The sequence below is a fragment of the Pseudomonas fjordensis genome (genome assembly GCF_976987115.1).
On the sequence record NZ_OZ336860.1, the window covers coordinates 4,812,743 to 4,838,645 of the forward strand.

Here is a 25,903-nt window from a genome sequence, read left to right on the forward strand (position 1 = left end):
CAAATTTAGCGGTTGGAACAGACCGCGTGATCTCGGTTTGGCAAGGCTGTGACACAGCGACCGGTAAAACATTCACAGGGTCCCGGTAAGTTTTCATACTGTCATAACGCTAGCGAGCTCAAGGCTATACCTTAATACGCACGATTACCGGCCCGATTTGCATTTTTTTGAGCTCATATGCCCTGCCCGTCGGCCCGAGGATGGCCGCTGCCCCTCAAGCCTGATAAAATCGCGCGCCTTCGCAGACCGTCAACGGCAGGGCCCTTTCCAAAAGCCCCCGCCCGCCCGGTCGTTACCCAGAAATCCCCCCTAAAGGCCTGGATCATGAGCAAGCAACCCTCCCTGAGCTACAAGGACGCCGGTGTAGACATCGACGCCGGTGAAGCATTGGTCGAACGCATCAAGAGCGTCGCCAAGCGCACTGCGCGCCCTGAAGTCATGGGTGGCCTGGGCGGTTTTGGCGCCCTCTGCGAAATCCCGGCCGGCTACAAGCAGCCTGTATTGGTGTCCGGCACCGACGGCGTGGGCACCAAGCTGCGCCTGGCCCTGAACCTGAACAAGCACGACAGCATCGGCATCGACCTGGTCGCCATGTGCGTCAACGACCTGGTGGTGTGCGGCGCCGAGCCGCTGTTCTTCCTCGACTACTACGCCACCGGCAAGCTCAATGTCGAGACCGCTACCCAGGTTGTGACCGGCATCGGCGCTGGCTGCGAACTGTCGGGTTGCTCCCTGGTGGGCGGTGAAACCGCTGAAATGCCAGGCATGTACGAAGGCGAAGACTACGACCTGGCCGGCTTCTGCGTGGGCGTGGTGGAAAAAGCCGAGATCATCGACGGCTCCAAAGTAGCCGCTGGTGACGCCCTGCTCGCCTTGCCATCGTCCGGCCCGCACTCCAACGGTTACTCGCTGATCCGCAAGATCATCGAAGTGTCCGGCGCCGACATCGAGAACATCCAGCTCGACGGCAAGCCACTGACAGACCTGCTGATGGCGCCGACCCGCATCTACGTCAAGCCACTGCTCAAGCTGATCAAGGACACCGGCGCCGTCAAGGCCATGGCCCACATCACCGGTGGCGGCCTGCTGGACAACATCCCGCGCGTCCTGCCAAAAGGCGCCCAGGCGATTGTCGACGTAGCCAGCTGGCAGCGCCCGGCAGTCTTCGATTGGCTGCAAGAGAAAGGCAACGTCAACGAAACCGAAATGCACCGCGTGCTGAACTGCGGCGTGGGCATGGTGATCTGCGTTGCGCAGGAACACGTTGAAACCGCGCTGAACGTGCTGCGTGAAGCCGGCGAGCAACCTTGGGTCATTGGCCAGATCGCCACTGCTGCCGAAGGCGCAGCCCAGGTTGAACTGAAGAACCTCAAGGCTCACTGATGCCCCAGACCTGTGATGTCGTGGTGCTGCTTTCCGGCACCGGCAGTAACTTGCAGGCCCTGATCGACAGCACGCGCACCGGCGACAGCCCGGTGCGCATCGCTGCGGTGATTTCCAACCGCAGCGACGCCTACGGCCTGCAACGCGCCCGTGACGCGGGTATCGATACTCGCTCCCTGGATCACAAGGCGTTCGACGGTCGCGAGGCCTTCGACAGCGCCTTGATCGAACTGATCGACGCCTTCAAGCCCAAACTCGTGGTCCTTGCCGGCTTCATGCGCATTCTCAGCGCAGATTTCGTCCGGCACTACGAAGGGCGCCTGCTCAATATCCACCCTTCCCTGCTGCCAAAGTACAAAGGCATGCACACCCACCAGCGCGCCCTCGACGCCGGCGACAGTGAGCATGGCTGCAGCGTGCACTTTGTGACCGAGGAACTCGATGGCGGGCCTCTGGTCGTACAGGCAGTGGTTCCGGTAGAGTCAGGCGACTCGGCGCAGACGCTTGCGCAACGGGTTCATACCCAGGAACACAGGATTTACCCACTGGCTGTTCGCTGGTTTGCCGAAGGACGGTTGATTCTTGGCGACCAGGGTGCATTATTGGACGGCCAGTTACTCGCGGCCAGCGGCCACTTGATTCGAACCTAGGAGATTTTATGCGTCGCGCCCTGCTTTTCGCTTTTGCGCTGTTCGCTTTGCCTGCCGTACAAGCGGCAGACCTTCACCCCTTCTCCGTCAGCTACACCGCCGACTGGAAACAACTGCCCATGAGCGGTTCGGCTGAACGCAGCCTGGCCAAGAATGGCGACGGTACCTGGACCTTGAATTTCAAGGCCTCGATGATGATTGCCAGCCTGACCGAAACCAGCGTGATCCTGTTCGACAAGGACACCCTGCAACCCAAGAGCTACAGCTTCGAACGCGGCGGCCTGGGCAAGGCGAAGAAGATCAACCTGGATTTTGACCAGAGCGCCAAGAAAGTCACCGGCTTTGAAAACAAAGACCCGGTCAATGTCACGCTCGAAAGCGGCATGCTCGACAAGTCCACCTATCAACTCGCCCTGCAGCGTGATGTGGCTGCGGGCAAAAAGAGCATGAGCTACCGCGTGGTTGAGGGTACCGATACCGATACCTACGACTTCCGCGTGATCGGCTCGGAAAAGGTCCAGACCAAAGTCGGTTCGATCGACGCGATCAAGGTCGAGCGCGTGCGCGACCCGTCGCAGAGCAAGCGCATCACCCAGATGTGGTTTGCCAAGAACCAGGGCGGCATCCTGGTTGCCCTGCGTCAGGTTGAGACCGATGGCAAGGAATACAACATCATGCTGCAGGATGGCACCGTTGACGGTAAGGCCGTCAAAGGCAGCTGATTGCTGATGCACCGGAAAAGAGCCTCGCTGAATGCGGGGCTTTTTTTTGCCTGCAATTTTAGGCGCGGCCACTACCGCTATCGCAGCATAGGTATCTACACAACTTTTGGGCTGTAGCAGCAGACGGTAACCACGATGCGGAGCGAGTCGCTCTTGATCTTGCTCTTGATCTCAGGCGCCCCGTTAAACCACGCTGGCCGAACGCAGGCTTGAATTCGTGGGTAACCCGGCAGGACGCCGGGTTAGCCGCCCCGCGCCATGGATGGCGCGTGGCGGCGGCCCACGGATTCAAGCCTGTGTTCGGGCACACCGAGCCTAAGCGAGGTGCCGAGTGGTGGGGCAAGAGCGTTTTGCTTACTTTTGACTGGGCCGGCATTCCGGCTTTTCAAAAGTGAGCCGCCGTCAGGGCCATCCCTTTCAAGGTCTTCGGTAAAATCCCCTGAAATTTCATTCAGGGATCCCAAACGATGTGGGCCGATGTTCTAGCGCGTTTCGAGAAAAAAGCACCTGCCAGCGTCATGGCCAAATTGGCGCTGGAACAAGCTATTGCCCCTGAGTGGGTCGATCAGGTCTTCGAAGAACATCGGCAACGGCAGTATTCTCGTGAACTACTGTTCTCGACCATAATCAAGCTGATGTCCCTTGTTTCATTGGGTTTGAAGCCATCCCTGCACGCCGCCGCGCGGCAACTGGAAGATCTCCCTGTCAGCTTGGCGGCGCTTTACGACAAGATCAGTCGTACTGAACCCGCGCTATTGCGCGCTCTGGTCACCGGTAGTGCGCAACGACTGACTCCAACCATCAAAGAACTGGGCTGCACGACGATGCTGCCGGACTGGCAGGTTCGCGTGGTAGACGGCAATCACCTGGCATCCACTGAGAAGCGTCTGGGGGCTTTACGCCAGGAGCGAGGTGCGGCTCGTCCCGGTTTTTCGGTAGTGGTCTACGATCCCGATCTCGATCAGGTTATCGACCTTCAGGCATGTGAGGATGCCTACGCCAGCGAGCGTGTTTGCGTGTTGCCTCTGTTGGCTAATGCTGAACCTGGCCAGGTGTGGCTGGCTGACCGACTCTACTGCACGCTTCCGGTAATGGAAGCTTGTGAGCAGGTCCAGACGTCCTTTGTCATTCGCCAGCAAGCCAAACATCCACGCCTGATTCAAGAGGGTGAGTGGCAAGAACCCGTGCCTGTGGAAACAGGCTCTGTGCGTGAGCAGATCATCCAGGTCAGAGGCGGTTACCAATGTCGGCGCGTCGAACTGACGCTTCATTCGCCAACAGACTCGGGTGACAGCAGCTTGATGTTCTGGAGCAACCTGCCTGAAAGCGTCAGCGCTGAGCAGATCGCGCAACTCTATCGCCGCCGCTGGAGCATTGAAGGTATGTTCCAGCGACTGGAAGCGATCCTGGAAAGTGAAATCGAAACTCTCGGCAGCCCAAAGGCCGCCTTGCTCGGGTTCACTACGGCAGTGTTGGCCTACAACGTCCTGGCCGTACTCAAGCGAAGCGTGGAGCAAGCCCATCGGGAGACCCAGCCTGATGGCTGGGAAGCCTCGATCTATCACTTGGCGGTCCAGGTCAGGAGTGGTTATGAGGGAATGCAGATTGCACTGCCCTCGGAATATCTTCCCGCCATCCCTGTGGAAAAGTTGGCCCAGCGTTTGTTGGAGCTGGCCAGAAACATCCAACCCAAACAAGTTGCGAAAAGCCCCCGCGGCCCCAAGGTGCCTAAACCCAAGACATGGGTGCAAGGCAAGGCGGTGAATGCGCATGTTTCAACGGACAGGGTAATCAAGGCTGCCAAAACGAAAAGACCTTGAAAGGGCTGGCCGTCAGGGCGGAACCCTAAGTGGCCGTTACCGCAGGAATGGATATGTACTCGGTATAACAGTGTCGCCTGCCAGGCCGCCTTCGCGAGCAAGCCCGCTCCCACAGTTGGATCGTGGGGTATCAGGTAGATAGGCGTCGACTGTGAGGCCGTCTTCGCAGGTAAGCCAGCTTCCACAGGGGAATGCATTTCAAGGTGGGAGCTGGCTTGCCTGCGATGGCGGTGCCGAGGTCAACCTGGCCGCCCCGAACATGAAACTTTTGTCATAAAGCCTCTGCCATGGCGACGTAATGCCTCGGTTTACGCGGCCTCCAGCATTGTTGCGCTTCCTGCAATGAATTATTGCGCGCAAAATCAGTTTACTTAGCAAGCTAACAAATCATATAACAGAGGCCTGCGACGACTTGCCGCAGATCAACCAGAGATTGGAGCAAGCAGATGACTGTAAAAGTAACTGAACGCGACGATGAACATATGTCCCATGAAGCCGTAGGCCACGGGATTCACATCTGGGATGTCCATCAGCAAGACGTATTGGTCGGCATGTTTCACAACGAGAGCGACGCCAATAATTATAAAAACGAGCTCGAAACTCTCGAACTGCAACGCCAGGCAAAAAGCTCCTGAAGCTCTGAAATCATGTTGACGCCCGGCCCACGCAGCCGGGCCGTCTACAAGAAACCGCGCCTTTTGAGCGCGGTTTTTTTGTCATAAATTAATGTAACAAAAACACACACAAATAATGATTCTCGATATCATTCGTTCGCTTTTCATTCAGGCTCACGAATCAGGGAATCAATTTGATGCATGGAAACAGCAGCAAGCCGGAAAACGCGTTACTGAAACGCTGGAGCGAAGCACTTGCCACCGCGCAATTTCAGGCCAGCCACATCAGCCTCCAAGCCCTGATCAAAACGCTGGCACCCGCCGCCGAACGTAGCTTCCAACGCCTGATCCAAGCTTTGTTTCGTGAAAGCCTGCTGGACCCCAGCACCCTCATTTATGACGAACATGGGCATTGCTCACTGACACTGCCTTGCCAGGCCCGACTGCGTTTCGAACATTTGCGTCCTGGCCGCATGGCAAGCTGGGACCTGCGCGGCGAAGTCATCCTGTTGCGCCAAGGCCAGCCCGAACAGAAAATCCAGTTCCCCTCACAGTTGTTGACGTTGCTTAACGCCAGCCTTGATTCGCCTGCCGACCGGGAAGTGCTCAACCGCCTCAACGTTGAGATCGACGACAGCTTCATCAACGACACCTTGTGCCTGGCCTTCCATGAGCAATGGACGCTCAAGTTGCAGGCGTCCATGGACCCGGTGCATCAAGACAACCTGCTGAGTCATCTCAAAAACAGCCCGAGCGTTATCAACCCGACTTCCGTGCTTGAACAGTGGGGAACATTGGGTCACCCATGGCACCCCAACTACAAGACCAAGCTGGGCCTGAATACCGAGCAAGTCATCGACTATTCGCCAGAGTTCGAAGCACGCTTCCCGGTGCTGCTGTGTGCGCTACATCGCCAATTTGCCCATGTCGAAAAGTTGGTCGGTACCGCCGATTACTGGCAGTGGTGGAGCGAGCACTTCCCGCAAGCGGCACAGCAACTGACCGCAGTCCTGCAAGCACAGGGTCTTGAGGCAGGCGATTATCTGCCATTGCCCGCCCACCCTTGGCAGGCACGCCAGGAACTGCCCCAACTGTTCGCCAACGAAATCGGCGACAAGCTGCTGGTGCTGACCGATATCGTCGCGTTTACCGCCCACCCCACCATGTCATTCAGGACCGTGTTACCTGAGGGCCGTCGCGATGCGCCGATGGTCAAGCTGCCCGTGTCACTACGACTGACCAGCGTACAGCGCACCGTCTCGCCGCGTTCAGCGCGCATGGGCCCACGGATCAGCCATCTGCTGCTGAGCATCCTGGAACGCGAGCCTGCGATTCAACAACGCCTGAACATCGTTCCCGAACGGATCGGTGTGCATTTCCAGCCACAACCGGCCAATGACGAGCACTCCCGCCACTTGGCAGTGCTCTATCGCGACAATCCCCAGAGCCAGCTCCAGCCAGGGGAAATGGCCGTGCCAGTGGGCAGCCTGTTTGCCATTGATCAACACGGCCAGCCACTGCTACGTCAGTGGGTGCGCCTGAGCCAAGGCAAGGATGACGCGGCGGCCATGCTCGCGTTCTTCCATGACTACGCAGCGATCACCGTGCCAGCTCTGCTGGGCATGTACTTGCGTTATGGCATCGCTTTTGAGGCCCATCAGCAAAATTCCTTCATGGTGATGGCCGCAGACGGACAATTGAGCCGCCTGTTGCTGCGCGACTTCGGCGATATCCGAATCGACCGCAAGACCTTGCACGCCCACGGCCTGGACATTGAACTGCACGACCCGAAGATGACGCTGTACGACGACGCCGGTTTCGTACGGGACAAACTCCTGCACACCGTATTCATGTGCCATCTGGGCGAGCTCATCCTGCTCGCTGCGCGCCACTTCGACATCCCCCAGGCGCTGCTCTGGGATGAACTGTCGGCTCAGGTCAGCCAGTGTTTTGACGACCTGCGCACGCAGGTTGATCCACAGCGCTGGACCACCGAGCGCGAAGCACTGCTGGAGCACGCGTGGCCGGCCAAGTCGTTCATGCGCATGCGCCTGCTGGAGAGCCATGCCGATATCGTCGGGCGCCTGCCTAACCCGTTGAGCGCGGCCGCCAATGCCGACTAACAACACAGCGCTGCGGCTGCTGGTGGTGATTCAGTTGGTGTCGATGGGAGCGATGGAAATGAGCGGCCCGTTTTGGCCGCTGCAAATCCAGAAGCTGCTGGGCGTTGCCAATGCCCAGTACACCGGCCTGCTGTCTTCGCTGGTGTATGCAGGGCCAATGATGGCGGCGATGATCCTCACGCCTATGTGGGGAAGACTGGGCGACCGCACCGGCCATAAGCTCATGATTATCCGCGCGCTGCTGGCGTTGGCGGTGTGCCAGGCGCTGGCTGCGATTACGCCTGATCCATGGTGGCTGGTGGCTATCCGTGTGGTACAAGGCGCATTGGCTGGTTTCATCGCCGCTGCCCAAGCTTACGCGCTGGCCTGCTGCGGCGACGGCGGACGGGGGCACATTCTTGCCCGGCTGCAATCAGCCACCGCCGTCGGCTCCCTGGCCGGGCCGGTGTTGGGCGGCTGGCTGATGGACATATCCGGTTTCGCATTGCTGTGCTACAGCGCCACCGGCGTCTGCCTGTTGTGCGCGATAATCAGCGCGTTCTTACCCAGCGACTCACCACGATCGAGACCCGCCCGCACGTCCAAGCCTGCCGCACTCCCCAAAGGCTGGATTGGCGCGATGCTGGGGATCATCGTATTGATCCAGGCAGCCAGGATGATGCCGCAACCGTTTTACGCCTTATATGTCGCCCAGGTTTTGCACGCGCCCGCGTGGCTGATCGGCGCCAGCTATGGCGCCAGCGCCTTGACCCTGGCACTGTCCGCGCCGTTGTGGGGCCGCCTGTTCGATCGGCATCAGCCAGCCCATACCCTGCGCATCATTGAGTGGGTCACGTGGGCCTGCGCCTTCACGCTGGCCTGCACGGCGCTGGCCAGTGAATGGGTGGGGTTCATCGCCAGCCGGCTGCTGTGGGGCGTGTGGCAGGGCGCGTTGTTGCCCGTAGCCTACACCCTGATCGCCACTACCGTAGCGCACAGCCAGCAGGGTTTTGCCCTGGGCATGGGCAATAGCGCCGCCAAAGCCGGTGCGCTGTGCGGCGCCTTGTTGGGCGGTATCGGCATGGGGTGGGTGGGCTTGGCGCACAGCTTCTGGCTGGTGGCACTGACCTATGCCCTGGCCGCCGCGAGTATCCGAGTCATCCGTGCATTTGCGCGAGCGCCTGAGACATCCGATTTTTCTGTCAATACTTTTAATAACTCTGAGACATGATCATGAACACATCGCAATGGGCAGTACTGCTGCCACTTCTTGGGTCGATAAGCGCCCCTGCCTGGGCCGATCAGACCGAGCAGACACCGGCAACGCCGACCAGCCTGCAACTGCAGGCGACAGTGGTTTCGGCCACGCGCAGCGAAACCAGCATTGCGCAGATTCCAGGCTCGGTGCAGGTGATCAATGAAACGCAAATCCGCCAGCAGACGGGTGCAGGACGTCGGGTCGCCGATATCCTCGGCCAACTGGTGCCTGGCATTGCGCCTTCCAGCGGCGGCATGAGCAACTTCGGCCAGACGCTTCGCGGGCGTAATACCCTGATCCTGATCGACGGGGTTTCGCAAAACGCCACCCGCGATAACTTCCGCCAGCTCAACAGCGTGGCACCAGAAAGCATCGAGCGTATCGAAGTGATCTCTGGCGCCAGCAGTGTCTACGGCGCAGGCGCATCGGGCGGCATCATCAACATCATCACCAAACGCAACCAAGGTGAAGACCTGGCGTTCAGCAGCAAGATCGGCATGACCGCCGGCAACAACTTCAGCCACAAGGGTTTCGCTTACCAGGCGTTCCAAAGCGCCACGGGCCGCAAGGGCCCGGTGGACTGGTATCTCTCAGGCAATACCGTACAGCGCAACGATCAGTTCGACGGTAATGGCAAGCGCATTCCCCAGGACACGTCCCAGGGCAGCAACATGGACACCGATACCTACGACCTGCAAGGTCGCTTCGGCTATGAGCTTGATGACGACAAGAAGATCAGCCTGTCGCTGCAAGACTACAAGGACGAACAAGACACCCGCTACACCAAGAACCCACGCATCACCAGCGACGCAGTCGCCGTAAAAGGCCTGGACCTTGGCGACCAACCCTACACCCATAACCAGGCGGTCAACCTCAACTACGCCGACAAGGATTTTTACGGCCAGGGTTTGCAGGTCGAAAGTTACTGGCGGCGGGCGGATGCACTGTTCTTCCCAGACCTGTCCCGAGGCCGGGCAGGCGTGTCAGACAACAACAGCGTGCAGGACGTCTACGGCCTGCGTGCAGCGGTCGATACCCAGATGCCGGACATCGGCCCGGCAACGGGCAACCTGGTATGGGGCGCGGACTACGACCATGAAACCTCACGCCAGCGTGGCGACCAATACCGGGTCAATGGCCTGACCTACACCAAAACCGGCACCACGTTCGAACTGGGCCCAGATATCGAGACCACCACCAAAGCCATCTTTGGCCAGCTGTCCTACGACATCGACAACTGGACCTTGCGCGGTGGCGTACGTCGCGAGTGGATTGAGAGCAAGGTCTCCGACAGCATCGCATACGGCGAAATCGTCCAGACCGGCAACCGCGCGACACTGCCCGGTGGCACGCTCAAATACGATGACACGCTGTATAACCTCGGTGCGGTGTACCACCTGACCGACAACCAGGATGTGTTCGTCAACTTCAGCCAGGGCTTTTCCCTGCCGGATATCCAGCGCTTCCTGCGTGATGTGAACAGCAAATACGATATTCAGGATCTCAATGCTCAGGCCCTGAAAGTCGACAGCTACGAGCTGGGCTGGCGTGGCGACTGGGACAAGTGGCAGGCCAGTGTCACCGCGTATGAAAACACCTCGGATGTCACGCAGTTCTATGACGCCAATGATCGTGTGCTGCGCCTGATCAATCAGAAAGAGCGCGTGCGTGGCGTCGAAACCGGCTTGACCTATAACGTTACCGACCAATGGTCCGTCGGTGGTACTTACGCTTATGCCAAAGGCGAGACCCAGCAGAACGGCAAGTGGATCGACCTGCCTGCCACCCGCATCTCCCCCGCCAAGACCACAGCCTTTGTCGGCTATGAGCGTGACGACTACAGCCTGCGCTTGCAGGGTATGCGCCTGGCCAATTACGACGCGGCGGCCAAGGACAACAACGGTCGCGATATCCAGGGCTACACCCTGGTCGACCTGCTGGGCTCGGTAAGGCTACCGGTAGGCCGCCTGGAAGGTGCGGTGTACAACCTCACCAATCGCAACTACCAGAACATGTTCGCCCAGGCCAACGCCCGCGCACCGTACCCGAATGCCGAGGGTCGTACCTTCAGCCTGAGTTACGCCGTGGATTGGTAACAGGCTGACGCTGCACGCTTAAAACACAAACCCCGCCATTTGGCGGGGTTTGTCGTTTCTAGATGCTTACCACATCAGATCATCTGGGATCTGGTAAGCGGCGTACGGATCATCCTCATCCGGCACCTGGCTTTCGGTGAGGATGTTGAGCTGCACGATACGTTCCGGCGCGCGCTCCTGGATTTTGAGCGCCGCCTCGCGCGGGATCACCTCGTAGCCGCCACCGTGGTGCACGATCGCCAGGGAGCCGTTGCTCAGCTTGTTGCGCATCAGCGTGTTGACCGACAGGCGCTTGACCTTCTTGTCATCCACAAAGTTGTAGTAGTCCTCGGTGGTCAGCTTGGGCAGGCGCGAGGTCTCGATCAGTTGCTTGACCTGGGCGGTACGCGCCTTGGCCTCGGCTTTTTCCTGCTGCTGACGGTTCAGCTCCTGGTCGCGCTTGACCTTCTCGGCCTGGGCCTCGGCGGCCAGGCGCGCCTGGGTGTCATCGACTTCGGCCTGGCCTTTGTGGACCAGGCGCTGCTGTTTCTGTTTCTCTTTGCCGACCTGCTTGGCCTGCTTTTGGTTGACCAGACCTGCTTTGAGCAACTGGTCGCGAAGGGAAAGGCTCATGGTGCTTACTCACTTAGGCAACTGCTCAACCGCAGCTGGACACATTCTTTTCCTGACGTTTGGCTTCACCCCAGAGGGCGTCCAACACTTCGAGGGTGCAATCTTCTATGGGTTGGTGTGTATCGCGCAATGCCTGTTCGATAAATCGGAAACGTCGTTCGAACTTGGCATTGGCGCCGCGCAAGGCGGTTTCCGGGTCGACCTTGAGGTGACGCGCCAGGTTGACCGCGGCAAACAGCAGGTCGCCGACTTCATCGGCAATGGCTGCCGAGTCGTTATCGGCCATGGCTTCGAGCACTTCGTCCAACTCTTCGCGCACGTTGTCCACCACCGGCAACGCGGACGGCCAGTCGAAACCGACCTGGCTGGCGCGCTTTTGCAATTTGGCCGCACGGGACAACGACGGTAAGGCGGTGGGCACATCATCGAGCAGGGAGAGTTGCTCGGGGGCGTCGGACTTTTCTGCGCGCTCCTCAGCCTTGATCTGTTCCCAGCGCTGCTTGACCTGTTCTTCGCTCAACTGCGGGATATCCAGCGGCGCGTACAGGTCGCCGGTTGGGAACACGTGAGGATGCCGGCGAATCAACTTACGGGTAATGCTGTCGATCACGCCGGCAAATTCGAAGCGCCCTTCTTCGCGGGCCAGTTGGCTGTAATACACCACTTGGAACAGCAGGTCGCCCAACTCGCCTTGCAGGTGATCGAAATCGCCGCGCTCGATGGCGTCGGCCACTTCATAGGCTTCTTCCAGCGTGTGCGGGACGATGGTGGCGTAGGTTTGCTTGATGTCCCACGGGCAGCCGTACTGCGGGTCGCGCAGGCGGTTCATCAGGTGCAGCAGGTCTTCGAGTGAATACATCGTATCTCTTTCCGCTGAATATCTTATGTGGGAGCTGGCTTGCCTGCGATGCCGGCGACTCGGTGCTTGAGTTAAACCGAGGTGATGCTATCGCAGGCAAGCCAGCTCCCACAGAACACAGCTCCACATGTCAGTCAGCAATCATTCTGCTATTCATGGGGTGCGGTTGCGCCGGGTTTCGATGATGTTCGGCAACTGGGAAATACGCCCCAGCAACCGCCCGAGTGCGTCCAACCCCGGAATCTCGATGGTCAGCGACATCAACGCAGTGTTGTCTTCCTTGTTCGAACGGGTGTTGACCGCCAACACGTTGATCCGCTCGTTGAGCAGCACTTGCGAGACGTCACGCAACAGGCCGGAACGGTCGTAGGCACGGATGATGATGTCCACAGGATACGTGAGCACCGGCACCGGGCCCCAGCTGACCTGGATGATCCGCTCCGGTTCGCGCCCGCCCAACTGCAGCACCGAGGCGCAATCCTGGCGGTGAATGCTCACGCCACGGCCCTGGGTGATGTAGCCGACAATCGCGTCGCCCGGCAACGGCTGGCAGCAGCCGGCCATTTGCGTCATCAGGTTGCCCACGCCCTGGATCTGGATATCGCCACGCTTGCCCGGCTTGTAGCCAGTGGCTTTGCGCGGGATCAGCTCCAGCTGTTCGTTGCCGCGCTCCGGCTCGACCAGTTGCTGGGCCAGGTTGACCAGTTGCGCAAGGCGCAGGTCGCCCGCGCCGAGGGCGGCGAACATGTCTTCGGCGATCTTCATGTTGGCCTTTTCGGCCAGCTTGTCGAAGTCCACCTGAGGCAGGCCCAGGCGCGCCAGTTCGCGTTCAAGCAAGGTCTTGCCGGCGGCGACGTTCTGGTCACGCGCCTGCAGTTTGAACCAGTGGACGATCTTCGCCCGCGCCCGCGAGGTGGTGATATAGCCCAGGTTCGGGTTCAGCCAGTCGCGGCTCGGCGTGCCGTGCTTGCTGGTGATGATCTCGACCTGTTCACCGGTTTGCAGGCTGTAGTTGAGCGGCACGATGCGCCCGTTGATCTTGGCGCCGCGGCAGTTATGCCCGATTTCGGTGTGCACGCGGTAGGCAAAGTCCAGCGGCGTGGCGCCCTTGGGCAGGTCGATGGCGTGGCCGTCGGGCGTGAAGATATAGACTCGGTCTGGCTCGATATCCACCCGCAGCTGTTCGGCCAGGCCGCCGATGTCGCCGAGTTCTTCGTGCCATTCCAGCACTTGGCGCAGCCAGGAAATTTTCTCTTCGTACTGGTTGGACCCGGCCTTGACGTCGGTGCCCTTGTAGCGCCAGTGCGCGCACACCCCCAGCTCGGCCTCTTCGTGCATGGCGTGGGTGCGGATCTGCACTTCCAGCACCTTGCCTTCAGGGCCGATTACCGCCGTGTGCAGCGAGCGGTAGCCGTTTTCCTTGGGGTTGGCGATGTAGTCGTCGAATTCCTTGGGAATGTGCCGCCACAGCGTGTGGACGATACCCAGCGCGGTGTAGCAGTCGCGCATTTCCGGCACCAGCACGCGCACCGCACGCACGTCGTAGATCTGGCTGAAGGCCAGGCCCTTGCGCTGCATTTTGCGCCAGATCGAATAGATATGCTTGGCGCGGCCGCTGATGTCGGCGTCCACGCCGGTGGCCTGCAACTCCGAACGCAACTGGCCCATCACGTCGCTGATAAAGCGCTCGCGGTCCAGGCGCCGCTCATGCAGCAGCGTGGCGATCTGTTTGTATTGGTCGGGTTCCAGGTAGCGGAAGGACAAATCCTCCAGCTCCCACTTGATATGGCCGATGCCCAGGCGATGGGCCAGCGGCGCGTAGATGTCGAAGACTTCGCGGGCCACGCGGTTGCGCTTTTCGTCATCAGCGGTCTTCACCGCCCGGATCGCGCAGGTGCGTTCGGCCAGCTTGATCAGGGCGACGCGTACGTCGTCGACCATCGCCACCAGCATTTTGCGCAGGTTCTCTACCTGGCCCTGGGTGCCCAGCACCATCGACTGGCGCGGGCTGAGGCTGGCGCTGATGGCCGCCATGCGCAGCACGCCGTCGATCAACTTGGCCACCACCGCGCCGAAACGCTGGCTGACCAGCGGCAACGCAATGTGCCCTTCGCGCACGCCGCGATAGAGCACGGCGGCGATCAGCGAATCCTGGTCCAGCTTGAGATCGGCGAGGATCTCGGCGATTTCCAGGCCAGTGCGAAAACTTGAAGTGCCTTCGGCCCACAGGTTCTTGGCCGCATTGTCTTGCTGTTCAGACTCACGAGCGAACTCGCAGGCTGCTTTCAAGGCTTCACGGTCCAGTGCCGGGTCGACACTGACGGCATGATCCAGCCATGCCTCGAGATTGATACTGCCGTCGGTGTTGATCGGCTGGTGTGCTCTCACCTGTACCATCTTGCTTACCTTCCCTACGACGCACCTTCGATGCGCCAAAATCATCGCCGACTTTTACTGCGAGCTCCGTGGCAGTGTTCAGGCCCTGGAGAACGCAGGCCAGTCGGATTAAACGGGCATCCTAGCCCGCTTCAAATAACGCCATGGCCTCGACATGCGCGGTCTGCGGAAACATGTCGAGGATCCCGGCACGCTTTAGCCGGTAGCCTTGCTTGACCAACTCAACCGTGTCCCGCGCCAGCGTGGCTGGGTTGCAGGACACATACACCAGGCGCTTGGCCCCCAAGGCTGCAAGTTTGCGCACAACCTCCAGAGCACCATCGCGGGGTGGGTCCAAGAGTACCGCAGAAAAGCCCTGTTTGGCCCATTCTGCGTCGGTCAAAGGCTGGGACAAATCGGCCTGAAAAAACTGTGCGTTATGCAAATGGTTGCTGACGGCATTGAGCGCCGCACGCTCCACCATGGCCTGTACGCCCTCCACCGCCACCACTTCGCGCACATTGCGAGCCAGTGGCAGGGCAAAGTTGCCCAAGCCGCAAAACAGGTCCAGTACCCGTTCGTCGGCTTGTGGCGCCAGCCATTGCAGGGCCTGGGCGACCATCGCCTGGTTGACCCCGGCGTTGACCTGCACAAAGTCACCCGGCCGGTACGCCAGCTCCAGGTCCCAGGCATCCAGACGGAAGCCCAGGGCCTGACCCGGTTCGACGGGCTCCGGCTGCCCTTCCCCGTGCAGCCACAATTGGGCGTCATGGAAGGCGCAGAATTCCTTGAGGATCTGCAGGTCAGCCTCGGACAACGGCGCCATATGCCGCAGCAACACGGCGATGGACGAACCGCTGAACAACTCGACATGCCCCAACGCCTGCGGTTTGCTCAAGCGACGCAGCATCGTTGGCAAACGCTGCATGATCGGTTGCAAGGCCTGTACCAGCACCGGGCAATCATCGATAGCGACGATGTCCTGGCTGGCCACGGCGCGAAAACCCACTTCGAGTTTCTTCGCCTTGGCGTCCCAACGTACGGCCACGCGGGCGCGGCGCCGGTAACCGAACTCCGGCCCGCTCAACGGCGCTGCCCACTCCTGTGGCTCGACACCGGCCACCCGGGACAATTGCTCGGCAAGCATGCGCTGTTTCAGGGCGAGTTGTTCTTCATGGGGCAGGTGCTGCACGCTGCAACCGCCGCAGCGGCCAACATGGGCGCAGGGTGCCGGGCGACGCAACTCACTGGCCTGGAACACCCGTTCGGTACGCGCTTCGACCACTTTGCCATGGGCGCCCAACACCCGTGCTTCCACCTCTTCACCGGCCAACGCGCCATTCACAAACCAGGTGCGGCCTTCAAAGAACACGATGCCCCGGCCGTCATTGGCCAGGCGCTCGATGGTCAGGCGCTGTTTCTTGCCCACGGGTATCTGTGGGGCCCGGCTGCCGCCCGTCGGTTGGAAGCGCAGGCCTCTCTCGTGCTTGGCCATCAGTTGGGTTCGTCGAAAATGCCGGTCGACAGGTAACGGTCGCCTCGGTCACAGATGATCGCGACGATCACCGCGTTTTCCACTTCTTTGGACAAGCGCAACATACCGGCCACGGCGCCACCGGAGGACACGCCGCAGAAGATGCCTTCTTCACGGGCCAGGCGGCGGGTGGTGTCTTCGGCTTCGCGCTGGGCCATGTCGATGATGCGGTCTACCCGCGTGGCGTTGTAGATCTTCGGCAAATACTCTTCGGGCCAACGGCGAATACCCGGGATGGCCGCGCCTTCCATCGGTTGCAGGCCGACGATCTGGATCGCCGGGTTCTGCTCCTTGAGGTAGCGCGAGTTGCCCATGATGGTACCGGTGGTGCCCATGGAGCTGACGAAGTGGGTGATGGTGCCCTGGGTCTGGCGCCAGATCTCCGGGCCGGTGCTGGTGTAATGCGCCTCGGGGTTGTCGCCGTTGGCGAACTGATCGAGCACCACGCCACGGCCTTCGGCGGCCATGCGCTCGGCAAGATCGCGGGCGCCTTCCATGCCTTCTTCCTGGGTAACCAGGATCAGCTGGGCGCCATAGGCGGTCATCGCCGCCTTGCGCTCGGCACTGCCGTTGTCGGGCATGATCAGCACCATCTTGTAGCCTTTGATCGCTGCGGCCATGGCCAGGGCGATCCCGGTGTTACCCGAGGTGGCTTCGATAAGGGTGTCGCCGGGCTTGATCTGCCCACGCAACTCGGCGCGGGCGATCATCGACAGCGCCGGGCGGTCTTTGACCGAGCCGGCCGGGTTGTTGCCCTCGAGTTTGAGCAACAGGGTATTGCTGGTTTCACCCGCCATGCGTTGCAAGCGGACCAGGGGCGTGTTGCCGACGCAATCGGCGATTGTTGGGTACTGCAAGGTCATGGCGTATTCGCAATCCAGACTGCGGGGCGCACATCATACCGGGAAAGGCCGGCGGGCCATATCACGCAAAGTGTGGTGCTTATGGCTTAAAGGCATAAGCAGGGTTTATGTCGGGTCGCCATGGTTACGCTGGAAGACTTCCTCGCCCATCGCAGCAATCTGCCCTTCGATCAGCGCTTCAAAAGGTTTGAGCAGTGGCTCGAACGACGTCGGCGCTTCCAGCACCTGCAACGCTTGCGTGATCGCTTCGACCGTCGACAAGGCGCCAGGCCCCGGCGCCTTGCGCAAGCGATAGCGGGAAACGCCGCCTTCGGCCAATGTCACCCGGGGCAACGCTGCCAGCAAAGGGTTGAGGTGCAACAGCTTGCGTGCCTTGCGCCAGGTGCCATCGGGAACCACCAACAGCAGTGGCTGATCGTCAGGGGCATAGGCGTGCAGCGGCTCGGCGTCATCCGCCGGGAACAACAGCCGTGCCCGATAGCCAGGCGGGTTCAATAGCGTCGCCAGGTCATCAAACACCTCCCCCACCACCAACTGCGCATTGTTCAGGCCCAACGCCGCCAACCGCGCCGTATTGAGCGCATGGCCGACCTCGCTCGGGTGCTGCAACAGCAACACGCGGGTGCGGCTGTCGAGGTGGGGGATCAGCGCACAGAGGCAGTGCGTGGTTGGGCGCAGGCAGCGCGGGCAGTGGGGTCGGGACATGGTGTTTTCAGGCCTGGTTGAGCTGGGTCTTGAGCAAATCGCGGAAGGTCTGGATCAGTGGCTCGCGGCTGCGGCCACGGCGCATGATCATCGAAAACGGCGCCTGGTAACCAAAAGTGGCCGGCAGCAAAACACGCAGGTCACCCTTGTCTGCCCAGGCCTGGGCGTAATGCTCCGGCAGGTAGCCAATATAAGCGCCCGACAGCACCAGAATCAGTTGCGCTTCCATACTTTCCACCGTCGCAGCGCTGTGCTTGAAGCCGTGGCGCGCCAGCTCGGCCTGGCTCCAGTAACCTCGCCCGACCATGCGTTGCTGGGTGATCACTTGCTCCGGGATGCGCCGCTCGTTGAACAGCGGGTGCCGGGTGCTGCAATACAACCAGTGCTGTTCGCGGTACAGCGGCATGTAGACCAGCCCGCTCATGCGGTTGGAAAACGCGCCGATGGCCAAGTCCAGGCGGTTGTCCTGCACCCCCAGTTGCAATTCGTAGGGGCTCATCACCGACAGGTGCAAATGCACAGCCGGGTGCTCCAGGCTGTAGGCGCCAATCACTTCGGCAAACGGCAAGGCCTTGTCGCTGACGGTGGAGTCGAGCACCCCGAGCTTGAGGGTGCCGCGCAATTCGCCTTTCAACGCTGCGGCGTATTGCTCGAAACCTTCAAGTTCGCCCAACAGGCGCAGGGTTTCCTGATGAAACAGTTCGCCCTTGCTGGTCAGGCTGAAGCCGCCACGGCCACGATGGCAGAGCACCAGGCCCAAGGCAGATTCGAGTTGGCTCATGTAGGTGCTGATGGCCGACGTCGACAGGTTGAGTTCGTGCTGGGCGTTGGCGAACCCTTGATGGCGCACGACGCTGACGAAGATGCGCAGGAGTTTCAGGTCGGGCAAGGCGTTGGCCATGGGGGCTCCAATGAAGCGTGACGCAGAGCATCACAGGATGCATCCCCACGCAGAGCATGGGAACGATCAACTGTAGGAGCGAGCTTGCTCGCGAAAAACCTGAGGACGCCGCGCACATTCTGGGCGTGCGCATCATCGTTGACGTTTTTCGCGAGCAAGCTCGCTCCTACAGGATCCAGGGAGTTTAACCCAGGCTTTAGTTTAGAAAAATCTGAACTAAGTATTTGCGTCTGCCGATTCTTCATACGCCAGGCTTTTCGCAGAATCGGCCATCAATAAACAAAACAACGATGAGGCAATCCCGTGGACAAGATTCTCCACCAACCACTGGGCGGCAACGAAATGCCGCGCTTCGCCGGCATCGCCACCATGATGCGTCTTCCCCACCTGCAAACGGCCAAGGGCCTGGACGCCGCCTTTATCGGCGTACCCCTGGATATCGGCACCTCGCTGCGCGCCGGTACGCGCTTCGGCCCTCGGGAAATCCGCGCCGAGTCGGTGATGATCCGCCCCTATAACATGGCCACTGGCGCCGCCCCGTTCGACTCACTGTCGGTGGCCGATATCGGCGATGTGGCGATCAACACCTTCAACCTGCTCGACGCGGTGCGCATCATCGAAGAAGCCTACGATGAGATCCTCGAGCACGACGTCATCCCCCTGACCCTGGGCGGCGACCACACCATCACCCTGCCGATCCTGCGGGCGATCCACAAGAAACACGGCAAGGTCGGGTTGGTGCACATCGATGCCCACGCCGACGTCAACGACCATATGTTCGGCGAGAAAATTGCCCACGGCACCACCTTCCGCCGCGCCGTGGAAGAAGGCTTGCTCGATTGCGACCGCGTGGTGCAGATCGGCCTGCGTGCCCAGGGGTATACCGCCGAAGACTTCAACTGGAGCCGCAAGCAAGGCTTTCGCGTGGTCCAGGCCGAAGAATGCTGGCATCACTCCCTCGCGCCATTAATGGCCGAAGTACGGGAGAAAGTCGGCGGCGGCCCGGTGTACCTGAGCTTCGACATCGACGGCATCGACCCCGCCTGGGCGCCCGGCACCGGCACCCCGGAAATCGGCGGGCTGACCACCATCCAGGCTATCGAAATCATCCGTGGCTGCCAGGGCCTGGATCTGATTGGTTGCGACTTGGTAGAAGTGTCGCCGCCCTATGACACCACCGGCAATACCTCGCTGCTGGGCGCCAACTTACTGTACGAGATGCTCTGCGTACTGCCCGGCGTCGCGCATCGCTGATACAGCGTCTTCACATTAACAACCAAGGGGATCTAACAGGTCCCCACAACGATGTACCTGACTTTCGCTCGCGTGCTTACCGAGCCAGCTGCCGCCTGATCGCCCATAAAAAATATAATCGGAGAACCGCCGTCATGGCTTTGGATTTATTCGTCGTACTCATCTACGCCGCCGGCATGCTGGTGCTCGGCTACTACGGTATGCGTCGCGCCAAGACCCACGAAGACTACCTGGTCGCCGGCCGCAACCTCGGCCCATCGCTGTACATGGGCACCATGGCCGCGACGGTGCTGGGCGGTGCCTCCACCGTCGGCACCGTGCGCCTGGGGTATGTGCATGGTATTTCGGGTTTCTGGCTGTGCGCCGCGCTCGGCGCGGGCATCATTGCCCTGAACCTGTTCCTGGCCAAGCCTCTGTTGAAGCTGAAAATCTTCACCGTCACCCAGGTCCTGGAAAAACGCTACAACCCCATGGCCCGCCAGGCCAGCGCGGTGATCATGCTGGCCTACGCGCTGATGATCGGCGTGACCTCGATCCTGGCCATCGGCACGGTGCTGCAAGTGCTGTTCGACCTGCCGTTCTGGATGTCGGTACTGGTGGGCGGTGGCGTGGTGGTGGTGTATTCGACCATCGGTGGCATGTGGTCGCTGACCCTCACCGATATTGTGCAATTTGTGATCAAGACCGTCGGCCTGATGTTCATCCTGCTGCCGATCTGCCTGTACCGCGTCGGTGGCTGGGATGAGCTGGTGGCCAAGCTGCCAGCGTCGAACTTCAGCTTCACCGCGATCGGCTGGGACACGATCATCACCTACTTCATGATCTACTTTTTCGGCATCCTGATTGGCCAGGATATCTGGCAACGGGTGTTCACTGCCCGTGACGAAAAGGTCGCCCAGTACGCAGGCACTTTCGCCGGCTTCTATTGCATCCTGTACGGCCTGGCCTGTGCGCTGATCGGCATGGCTGCCCATGTGCTGATCCCGGATCTGGACAACGTCAACAATGCCTTCGCCGCGATCGTCAAAGCCTCGTTGCCGGACGGCATTCGCGGCCTGGTCATCGCCGCCGCGCTGGCCGCCATGATGTCCACCGCCAGCGCCGGCCTACTCGCCGCCTCCACCGTGTTGACCGAAGACCTGCTGCCCCGCCTGCGCGGCGGCAAGGCGTCGAGCCTGCGTATCAACCGCCTGTTCACCCTGTTGACCGGAGTTGCCGTGCTGGGTATCGCCTTGGTGGTGAACGATGTGATCAGCGCCCTGACCCTGGCCTATAACCTGTTGGTCGGCGGTATGTTGGTGCCCTTGATCGGCGCGATCTTCTGGAAGCGCGCGACAACCTCGGGCGCAATCACGTCCATGAGCCTGGGCTTTGTGACCGCGCTGGTGTTTATGTTCAAAGATGGGTTGGATGCAAACACGCCGATCTACTACAGCCTGGCGGTGGCGCTGGTGAGCTTTGTGCTGGTGAGCTTGCTGTCACGTCGACCCGAGAAAGTGGCGGCTGCGGTGGTTTGAGCTATAACAAGGACAGGAATATTTTCTTCAGCGGGCGCGACGTCGGAGGTCGCGCCCGTTTTTTTCGCCGGGTACAAAATAATTGTGGGAGCGGCGGTGCGACGATTCGACTTGCTCGCGAAAGCGGTGTGTCATTCAACCTTTTCGTTGACTGATACACCGCTTTCGCGAGCAAGCCCGCTCCCACATTTTTTAGCGGCGACGTGGCCGACGCTGCTCGTCATCCGTGCGGATCGGCACCGGTTGCAGTGGAGGCTCGATCAAGCCCAATGCAACACCAAGGTCGTGGAGCCAGTTTTGGATTTTCTCTTTCATGATTGCCCCCTTTGAGGGTAGTGCTGGCCGGCGTGAGTTCTGTCGCCGTTTCCTACAGTGATAGTAGCCCTAAGTCCTAGGTAATGCTTGAAGGAAACCACAACTAACTATTACTGAATTGATCCGAATCCTGACGGATCGTTCAAGCAATGGCACGTGTGTCTTGCACGCATCGCGGATTACCGTCTTGCTGCAGGTCGATCCATGCATTGAGGTTAGCGCCGAGCATACCCTTTCGCCACATCAGCCAGGTGGTCGCAGTGGCAAAAGGCCCGGTCAGCGGATGAACGGACACGCTGTCCTTGCCGGGCAGGCTTGCGAGCATGGACTCAGACATCAACGCCACGCCGGAACCTGCGATCACGCAGGCGAGCATGCCTTGGTAGGACTCGATCTCGATGGCTCGCCCCATCGCCACACGCTCGTGGGAAAACCAGGTTTCCAGGCGCGTGCGGTAGGCGCAACTGCGCCGGAACGTGAACACCGCACGGCCTGCCACATCCTGGGGGCCGCGCACCGGCGGATGGTCGGCCTCGCAAATCAGCACCAGGCGCTCTTCGCACAGCGGTACGCCATCCAGGGTGGCGATGGTCAGCGGGCCGTCGACAAAGGCTGCGTCCAGGCGCCCGGTAATCAGCCCTTCCAGCAACTCGCCACTGGGCGCCGACTGCACCTGCAGGTTCACCATGGGGTAGGTCTTGTGATAGCGCGCCAGCAGCCTCGGCAAATGCACAGCGGCCGTGCTGTACATGCTGCCCAAGACGAAATCACCGGCCGGTTGCCCGCCTTGTACGGCGCCGTGGGCTTCGTCGTGCAGCGCCAGCAGGCGGGTGCTGTAGTCCAGCAGTACTTTGCCCGCCGGAGAAAGCTGCAAACGCTGGCGCTCGCGCACGAACAGGTCGACGCCCAGTTGCTCTTCCATTTGTTTAAGCCGGGTCGACAGGTTGGAGGGCACGCGGTGCAGGCGCTCGGCGGCGCGGGTAATGGAGCCCTCTTCCGCCACGGCCTGGAAAATGCGCAATTGACTGAACTCCATTACTTTCTCCAAAACTGAACAAGTTACTCACTATTATTCAATTTTACAGAAAGTCAATCCGTCTTAGCCTGCAAGGCATTCGCTTCTTTGCAGGAAACCTGAACATGTCTCCGCTGATTCGTTTACTCGCCAGCTTCGTCGCCCTGATGATGGCCATGGGCATTGGCCGCTTCGCCCTGACCCCGCAAATGCCGCATTTGCTCAGTGAAGGCCAGATCGATCTGACCGGCGCCGGCCTGCTCGCTGCCGCCAACTACCTGGGTTATTTCGTCGGCGCGGTGGACTCGATCTTTGCCCGTAGCCATCAGCATGTGCGCGGGCGCCTCTACGGCGGGTTGTGGCTGTGCGTATTGCTGACCCTGGCGTCCTCCTGGGCTAACGGGTTCTGGCCGCACTTGTTGCTGCGCTTTGGCACCGGGGTCGCCAGTGCCTGGGCCCTGGTGATGATTACCAGCCTGAGCCAGCCACTGGCGATTGCCGCCGGGCGCCCGCGCCTGGGTGCGTTGGTGTTTGCAGGGCCGGGGTTGGGGATTGTGCTGACGGGGCTGCTGGCGTTGGTTTCCAACCTATTAGGGCAAAGCTCTACCACGCTGTGGTTGCTCTACGGGACGGTGGCGCTGGTGATGCTGCTGGCGATCCTGCCGTTTTTACCCAAACCGGCCGTCACGGTTACCCAGGTCGCCAGCGCGGGGAGCAACGGCAGCATCGCGCACCTGTGCTGGATTTATTTCCTGTACGGCCTGGGCTACATCATCCCGGCGACCTTTCTGTCGCAGATGGCCAGCGCACAATTCCAAGGCGCCTGGCAGGCCGATCTGTTCTGGCCCTGCTTTGGCTTGGCGGCCGCGTTGGGTGTAGGGGTGGCGAGCCTGCGCCGCAAGCACCCGAATACCACCCGTCGCTGGTTGATGGCGACTTTATGGCTGCAAGCGGCCGGGGTGTTCGCCTGCCTGCTTGGCAATGGCTGGGGCTTGGCGCTGGGCGTGTTGCTGTGCGGTGCGCCATTTCTGGCGTGCATGCAACTGGTGATGGCGCGGCTCAGAGAAGTCGCGCCCCATGGCTACCAACGCAGCACGGGGTTGCTGACCGCCAGCTTCGCCGTCGGCCAATTGAGCGGCCCCCTGTTGGCGTCGGTCAGCAGCCACCTCAGTGGCGGCCTGCAACCGGCGCTGGTCGTTGCCGGTACCGGGTTGCTATTAGCCGGGTCAGTACTGATCAACCGGCCGCTACCGGCGCAGCCGATTTGCACACAAGTGGCCAACGGTGCAGCAAATGGCGGTTAGGCAGGTGCCCCACGCCATATCCATCAGTGCCAACCCGGCAGACCAGCCTTGAAGCGTGGCCCAGTTGCTCAGGTCATAGGTGCCGTAGGCCACCAGGCCAAGCAAGGCGCCCAAACGCGCAGCGCGCTGCCAACTGGCGCTGGGCAAGATCACCAATACTACGCAACCGAGGACATACAGGAGATAGAACAATACCGCAGGCAGCAGGCGTGGCTGATCAAGCATCAGCGCGCCGAGCAGGGATTTGTAGGTAGGCCCCATGAGCACGCCGAGCCAGAGGCCGTCGAGGACCAGGAAGGCGAGCAAGGTGCCGAGGTAGGCAAAAACCGTTCTTTTCGACATGACACAACCCTGTAGGAGCGAGCTTGCTCGCGAAAAACGTACATCCGACGCCACACTGCGCCTGGAATATTTTCGCGAGCAAGCTCGCTCCTACAGGAGAGCAGCGTGTACTCAGCTTAGTTCAATGCGGTCCGCATGAATCACGATCTGGCCCTGCTTGTAGAGCGCGCCAATGGCCTTCTTGAAGTTGCCCTTGCTCACGCCGAACAAGTTGCTGATCACCGCCGGGTCGCTTTTGTCGCTGACCGGCAGGGTGCCGTTGTTGTCGCGCAACTTGGCGAGGATCTTCGAGTTCAGGCTGGAGGCCGCTTCCTGGCCCACCGGCTGCAAGCTCAGGCTGATGTTGCCATCGGCGCGGATCTCTTTGATAAAGCCCTTCTCTTCCTTGCCCGGGCGCAGGAACTTGAACACTTCGTTCTTGTGGATCAGGCCCCAGTGCTTGTTGTTGATGATCGCCTTGAAGCCCATGTCGGTGGCTTCGGCCACCAGCAAGTCGACTTCCTGGCCCACCTGGTAGTTGGCTGGCGTCTTGTCCAGGTAACGGTCAAGGCGAGCGGTGGCGGTGATGCGCTTGGTGTGCTTGTCGAGGTAGACGTGCACCACGCAATACTCACCCGCGGTCAGCTGGCGTTTTTCTTCCGAGTACGGCAGCAGCAGATCCTTGGGCAAACCCCAATCAAGGAACACGCCAATGCTGTTGACTTCCACAACTTTCAAACTGGCGAATTCACCGACTTGAACTTTGGGTTTTTCGGTGGTGGCGATAAGTTTGTCATCGCTGTCCAGATAAATGAAAACGTTGAGCCAGTCTTCATCTTCACTGGGAATATCTTTAGGGATATACCGATTAGGCAAGAGGATTTCCCCATCTTGCGCACCATCGAGGTACAAACCAAAGTTAGTGTGCTTGACCACTTGCAAGCTGTTGTAGCGCCCGACTAAAGCCATTTCCAATACCCTCATTGCGTGGGCGGCATTCTACCCGAGTTGGGCCCTGCACGCGCACGCGCCTGAAAAATCGCGGGCTGGCATGGCGTTCCAATGGCAGCGCCCCACTCGTCTGATCGTTCGGTTCACTTTGAGCAGGCCACCAACGGGCCACCCAACCTGTGGTTTCCAGCTAAAACAGTAAGTTAGCGCGTTATTTCGGCGCTGAACTTCGGCTATTTCCAGCGCTGCGTATTAATCCTGAGGGATATTTGCCAAGCAATTGTCAAGTATTTCCTGTACGATGCCTGGCCAAGTTAATTTTCTACAGGTTAGTGGCCGCCATGCGTGTAAAAGCATCCAACAGCAAAGCAAAGCCAGCTCCCGCCGTTGAAACCAGCGAATCGATCAACAGCCAGATTGCTGCGTTCCTCAAGTCCGGCGGCGAAATCCAGCAAATTGCCAAGGGCGTGAGCGGCCAGACTTTCGGCCCGTCCAAGCAGATCAGCCTGGGCAAGAAGTAATAGTCTTACCCGCGCACTGCATCTGGTCCCTAAGCGTCTTGCCTTCAAGGCGCTAGGACTAGAGTTGTAACCCCCTCCTGACACCTTCAATACGCAGCTAATCGACGAACGGGCCTCAACGCCTGGCATTCGCCGGTATCCTTGCACACGTCTAGCACGGGCATCCGCCTGAATCCTTCCGTTACTGCTCCTCGCTTTTCATGGAGTGAA

Annotated in this window: 23 protein-coding genes and 1 pseudogene; 12 read left to right on the top strand and 12 right to left on the bottom strand. The window is 60.2% G+C overall.

Annotation, left to right across the window (positions count from 1 at the left end; translation table 11 throughout):
• The first annotated feature begins 324 nt into the window (after positions 1-324).
• The 8 genes from purM to ACWHXD_RS21940 all read left to right on the top strand — a co-directional run bounded on the left by purM (position 325) and on the right by ACWHXD_RS21940 (position 10,645).
• Positions 325-1,383: a phosphoribosylformylglycinamidine cyclo-ligase gene (purM, locus tag ACWHXD_RS21905; RefSeq protein WP_014719398.1), complete on the top strand. Its 1,059-nt coding sequence runs from the start codon at positions 325-327 to the stop codon at positions 1,381-1,383.
• Complete coding sequence (purN, locus tag ACWHXD_RS21910; RefSeq protein WP_044268401.1) at positions 1,383-2,033, top strand: phosphoribosylglycinamide formyltransferase; 651 nt, start codon at positions 1,383-1,385, stop codon at positions 2,031-2,033. The genes purM and purN overlap by 1 nt, the downstream gene beginning before the upstream one ends.
• Positions 2,034-2,041: 8 nt before the next feature.
• A complete protein-coding gene (locus ACWHXD_RS21915; RefSeq protein ID WP_032895894.1) occupies positions 2,042-2,755 on the top strand; it encodes a DUF3108 domain-containing protein in 714 nt (237 codons plus the stop codon).
• A gap of 518 nt (positions 2,756-3,273) precedes the next feature.
• Positions 3,274-4,575, top strand: a complete 1,302-nt coding sequence (locus ACWHXD_RS21920) for an IS4 family transposase (protein WP_098952559.1) — start codon at positions 3,274-3,276, stop codon at positions 4,573-4,575.
• Positions 4,576-5,021: 446 nt separating this feature from the next.
• Entirely contained in the window at positions 5,022-5,210 is a 189-nt protein-coding gene (locus ACWHXD_RS21925) for a hypothetical protein (protein WP_034128323.1), read from the top strand.
• Between the two features lie 176 nt (positions 5,211-5,386).
• Entirely contained in the window at positions 5,387-7,312 is a 1,926-nt protein-coding gene (locus tag ACWHXD_RS21930) for an IucA/IucC family protein (protein ID WP_138762310.1), read from the top strand.
• Positions 7,302-8,522, top strand: a complete 1,221-nt coding sequence (locus ACWHXD_RS21935) for an MFS transporter (protein WP_138762311.1) — start codon at positions 7,302-7,304, stop codon at positions 8,520-8,522. The genes ACWHXD_RS21930 and ACWHXD_RS21935 overlap by 11 nt, the downstream gene beginning before the upstream one ends.
• Before the next feature lie 2 nt (positions 8,523-8,524).
• The gene (locus ACWHXD_RS21940) at positions 8,525-10,645 is read left to right on the top strand and encodes a TonB-dependent receptor (RefSeq protein ID WP_138762312.1); all 2,121 of its coding nucleotides are present in this window, start codon (positions 8,525-8,527) and stop codon (positions 10,643-10,645) included.
• Between the two features lie 66 nt (positions 10,646-10,711).
• Here ACWHXD_RS21940 and ACWHXD_RS21945 read toward each other — a convergent pair whose 3' ends face one another.
• The 8 genes and pseudogenes from ACWHXD_RS21945 to ACWHXD_RS21980 form a co-directional block, all read right to left on the bottom strand.
• Complete coding sequence (locus ACWHXD_RS21945) at positions 10,712-11,257, bottom strand: DUF2058 domain-containing protein (protein WP_003193073.1); 546 nt, start codon at positions 11,255-11,257, stop codon at positions 10,712-10,714.
• Positions 11,258-11,282: 25 nt separating this feature from the next.
• Positions 11,283-12,116 (bottom strand): nucleoside triphosphate pyrophosphohydrolase, encoded by an 834-nt coding sequence (gene mazG / locus ACWHXD_RS21950; protein ID WP_056786536.1) that lies wholly within the window; start codon positions 12,114-12,116, stop codon positions 11,283-11,285.
• Between the two features lie 153 nt (positions 12,117-12,269).
• Positions 12,270-14,513 (bottom strand): GTP diphosphokinase, encoded by a 2,244-nt coding sequence (gene relA, locus ACWHXD_RS21955; protein ID WP_003193076.1) that lies wholly within the window; start codon positions 14,511-14,513, stop codon positions 12,270-12,272.
• A gap of 121 nt (positions 14,514-14,634) precedes the next feature.
• Positions 14,635-15,987, bottom strand: a complete 1,353-nt coding sequence (gene rlmD / locus ACWHXD_RS21960) for a 23S rRNA (uracil(1939)-C(5))-methyltransferase RlmD (RefSeq protein ID WP_032895882.1) — start codon at positions 15,985-15,987, stop codon at positions 14,635-14,637.
• Positions 15,987-16,889 carry a cysteine synthase CysM gene (gene cysM, locus ACWHXD_RS21965; RefSeq protein ID WP_003193080.1) on the bottom strand — a complete coding sequence of 301 codons (903 nt, stop codon included), beginning with the start codon at positions 16,887-16,889 and terminating at the stop codon, positions 15,987-15,989. The genes rlmD and cysM overlap by 1 nt, the downstream gene beginning before the upstream one ends.
• 105 nt (positions 16,890-16,994) lie before the next feature.
• Positions 16,995-17,594 carry a tRNA-uridine aminocarboxypropyltransferase gene (locus tag ACWHXD_RS21970; protein ID WP_186606979.1) on the bottom strand — a complete coding sequence of 200 codons (600 nt, stop codon included), beginning with the start codon at positions 17,592-17,594 and terminating at the stop codon, positions 16,995-16,997.
• Between the two features lie 7 nt (positions 17,595-17,601).
• Positions 17,602-18,495: a LysR family transcriptional regulator gene (locus ACWHXD_RS21975; RefSeq protein WP_032895879.1), complete on the bottom strand. Its 894-nt coding sequence runs from the start codon at positions 18,493-18,495 to the stop codon at positions 17,602-17,604.
• Positions 18,496-18,563: 68 nt separating this feature from the next.
• Positions 18,564-18,674: pseudogene (locus ACWHXD_RS21980) on the bottom strand (outer membrane lipoprotein carrier protein LolA); the annotation flags it as partial.
• 124 nt (positions 18,675-18,798) lie between these two features.
• Between ACWHXD_RS21980 and speB the strand changes: the two are divergent.
• Positions 18,799-19,749: an agmatinase gene (speB, locus tag ACWHXD_RS21985; protein ID WP_003193086.1), complete on the top strand. Its 951-nt coding sequence runs from the start codon at positions 18,799-18,801 to the stop codon at positions 19,747-19,749.
• Between the two features lie 134 nt (positions 19,750-19,883).
• Entirely contained in the window at positions 19,884-21,266 is a 1,383-nt protein-coding gene (locus ACWHXD_RS21990; protein WP_138762315.1) for a sodium:solute symporter family protein, read from the top strand.
• 192 nt (positions 21,267-21,458) lie between these two features.
• Here ACWHXD_RS21990 and ACWHXD_RS21995 read toward each other — a convergent pair whose 3' ends face one another.
• Together ACWHXD_RS21995 and ptrR are read right to left on the bottom strand one after the other, a co-directional pair.
• Entirely contained in the window at positions 21,459-21,581 is a 123-nt protein-coding gene (locus tag ACWHXD_RS21995; protein ID WP_003193089.1) for a PA1414 family protein, read from the bottom strand.
• A 142-nt stretch (positions 21,582-21,723) separates the two neighbouring features.
• Positions 21,724-22,617: a putrescine utilization regulator PtrR gene (gene ptrR, locus ACWHXD_RS22000; protein WP_032895875.1), complete on the bottom strand. Its 894-nt coding sequence runs from the start codon at positions 22,615-22,617 to the stop codon at positions 21,724-21,726.
• A 104-nt stretch (positions 22,618-22,721) separates the two neighbouring features.
• Here ptrR and ACWHXD_RS22005 point away from each other — a divergent pair, with 104 nt between their 5' ends.
• The gene (locus tag ACWHXD_RS22005) at positions 22,722-23,900 is read left to right on the top strand and encodes an MFS transporter (RefSeq protein ID WP_138762317.1); all 1,179 of its coding nucleotides are present in this window, start codon (positions 22,722-22,724) and stop codon (positions 23,898-23,900) included.
• On the opposite strand, the gene ACWHXD_RS22010 is transcribed toward ACWHXD_RS22005, so the two are convergent.
• The gene (locus ACWHXD_RS22010) at positions 23,844-24,242 is read right to left on the bottom strand and encodes a DUF2177 family protein (RefSeq protein ID WP_138762318.1); all 399 of its coding nucleotides are present in this window, start codon (positions 24,240-24,242) and stop codon (positions 23,844-23,846) included. The two genes, ACWHXD_RS22005 and ACWHXD_RS22010, sit on opposite strands and share 57 nt — an antisense overlap.
• Before the next feature lie 111 nt (positions 24,243-24,353).
• Positions 24,354-25,190, bottom strand: coding sequence for a CvfB family protein (locus tag ACWHXD_RS22015; RefSeq protein ID WP_019820451.1), 837 nt, complete (start codon positions 25,188-25,190; stop codon positions 24,354-24,356).
• Positions 25,191-25,513: 323 nt separating this feature from the next.
• On the opposite strand from ACWHXD_RS22015, the gene ACWHXD_RS22020 reads away from it, so the two are divergent.
• Positions 25,514-25,693 carry a PFL_1563 family small protein gene (locus ACWHXD_RS22020; RefSeq protein WP_003193095.1) on the top strand — a complete coding sequence of 60 codons (180 nt, stop codon included), beginning with the start codon at positions 25,514-25,516 and terminating at the stop codon, positions 25,691-25,693.
• Positions 25,694-25,903: the final 210 nt, after the last annotated feature.

Coding starts and splice junctions, on each gene's coding strand:
- purM (WP_014719398.1), top strand. CDS start 325: ATGAGCAAGCAACCCTCCCTGAGCTACAAGGACGCCGGTGTAGACATC.
- purN (WP_044268401.1), top strand. CDS start 1,383: ATGCCCCAGACCTGTGATGTCGTGGTGCTGCTTTCCGGCACCGGCAGT.
- ACWHXD_RS21915 (WP_032895894.1), top strand. CDS start 2,042: ATGCGTCGCGCCCTGCTTTTCGCTTTTGCGCTGTTCGCTTTGCCTGCC.
- ACWHXD_RS21920 (WP_098952559.1), top strand. CDS start 3,274: ATGGCCAAATTGGCGCTGGAACAAGCTATTGCCCCTGAGTGGGTCGAT.
- ACWHXD_RS21925 (WP_034128323.1), top strand. CDS start 5,022: ATGACTGTAAAAGTAACTGAACGCGACGATGAACATATGTCCCATGAA.
- ACWHXD_RS21930 (WP_138762310.1), top strand. CDS start 5,387: ATGCATGGAAACAGCAGCAAGCCGGAAAACGCGTTACTGAAACGCTGG.
- ACWHXD_RS21935 (WP_138762311.1), top strand. CDS start 7,302: ATGCCGACTAACAACACAGCGCTGCGGCTGCTGGTGGTGATTCAGTTG.
- ACWHXD_RS21940 (WP_138762312.1), top strand. CDS start 8,525: ATGAACACATCGCAATGGGCAGTACTGCTGCCACTTCTTGGGTCGATA.
- ACWHXD_RS21945 (WP_003193073.1), bottom strand. CDS start 11,257: ATGAGCCTTTCCCTTCGCGACCAGTTGCTCAAAGCAGGTCTGGTCAAC.
- mazG (WP_056786536.1), bottom strand. CDS start 12,116: ATGTATTCACTCGAAGACCTGCTGCACCTGATGAACCGCCTGCGCGAC.
- relA (WP_003193076.1), bottom strand. CDS start 14,513: ATGGTACAGGTGAGAGCACACCAGCCGATCAACACCGACGGCAGTATC.
- rlmD (WP_032895882.1), bottom strand. CDS start 15,987: ATGGCCAAGCACGAGAGAGGCCTGCGCTTCCAACCGACGGGCGGCAGC.
- cysM (WP_003193080.1), bottom strand. CDS start 16,889: ATGACCTTGCAGTACCCAACAATCGCCGATTGCGTCGGCAACACGCCC.
- ACWHXD_RS21970 (WP_186606979.1), bottom strand. CDS start 17,594: ATGTCCCGACCCCACTGCCCGCGCTGCCTGCGCCCAACCACGCACTGC.
- ACWHXD_RS21975 (WP_032895879.1), bottom strand. CDS start 18,495: ATGGCCAACGCCTTGCCCGACCTGAAACTCCTGCGCATCTTCGTCAGC.
- ACWHXD_RS21990 (WP_138762315.1), top strand. CDS start 19,884: ATGGCTTTGGATTTATTCGTCGTACTCATCTACGCCGCCGGCATGCTG.
- ACWHXD_RS21995 (WP_003193089.1), bottom strand. CDS start 21,581: ATGAAAGAGAAAATCCAAAACTGGCTCCACGACCTTGGTGTTGCATTG.
- ptrR (WP_032895875.1), bottom strand. CDS start 22,617: ATGGAGTTCAGTCAATTGCGCATTTTCCAGGCCGTGGCGGAAGAGGGC.
- ACWHXD_RS22005 (WP_138762317.1), top strand. CDS start 22,722: ATGTCTCCGCTGATTCGTTTACTCGCCAGCTTCGTCGCCCTGATGATG.
- ACWHXD_RS22010 (WP_138762318.1), bottom strand. CDS start 24,242: ATGTCGAAAAGAACGGTTTTTGCCTACCTCGGCACCTTGCTCGCCTTC.
- ACWHXD_RS22015 (WP_019820451.1), bottom strand. CDS start 25,190: ATGGCTTTAGTCGGGCGCTACAACAGCTTGCAAGTGGTCAAGCACACT.
- ACWHXD_RS22020 (WP_003193095.1), top strand. CDS start 25,514: ATGCGTGTAAAAGCATCCAACAGCAAAGCAAAGCCAGCTCCCGCCGTT.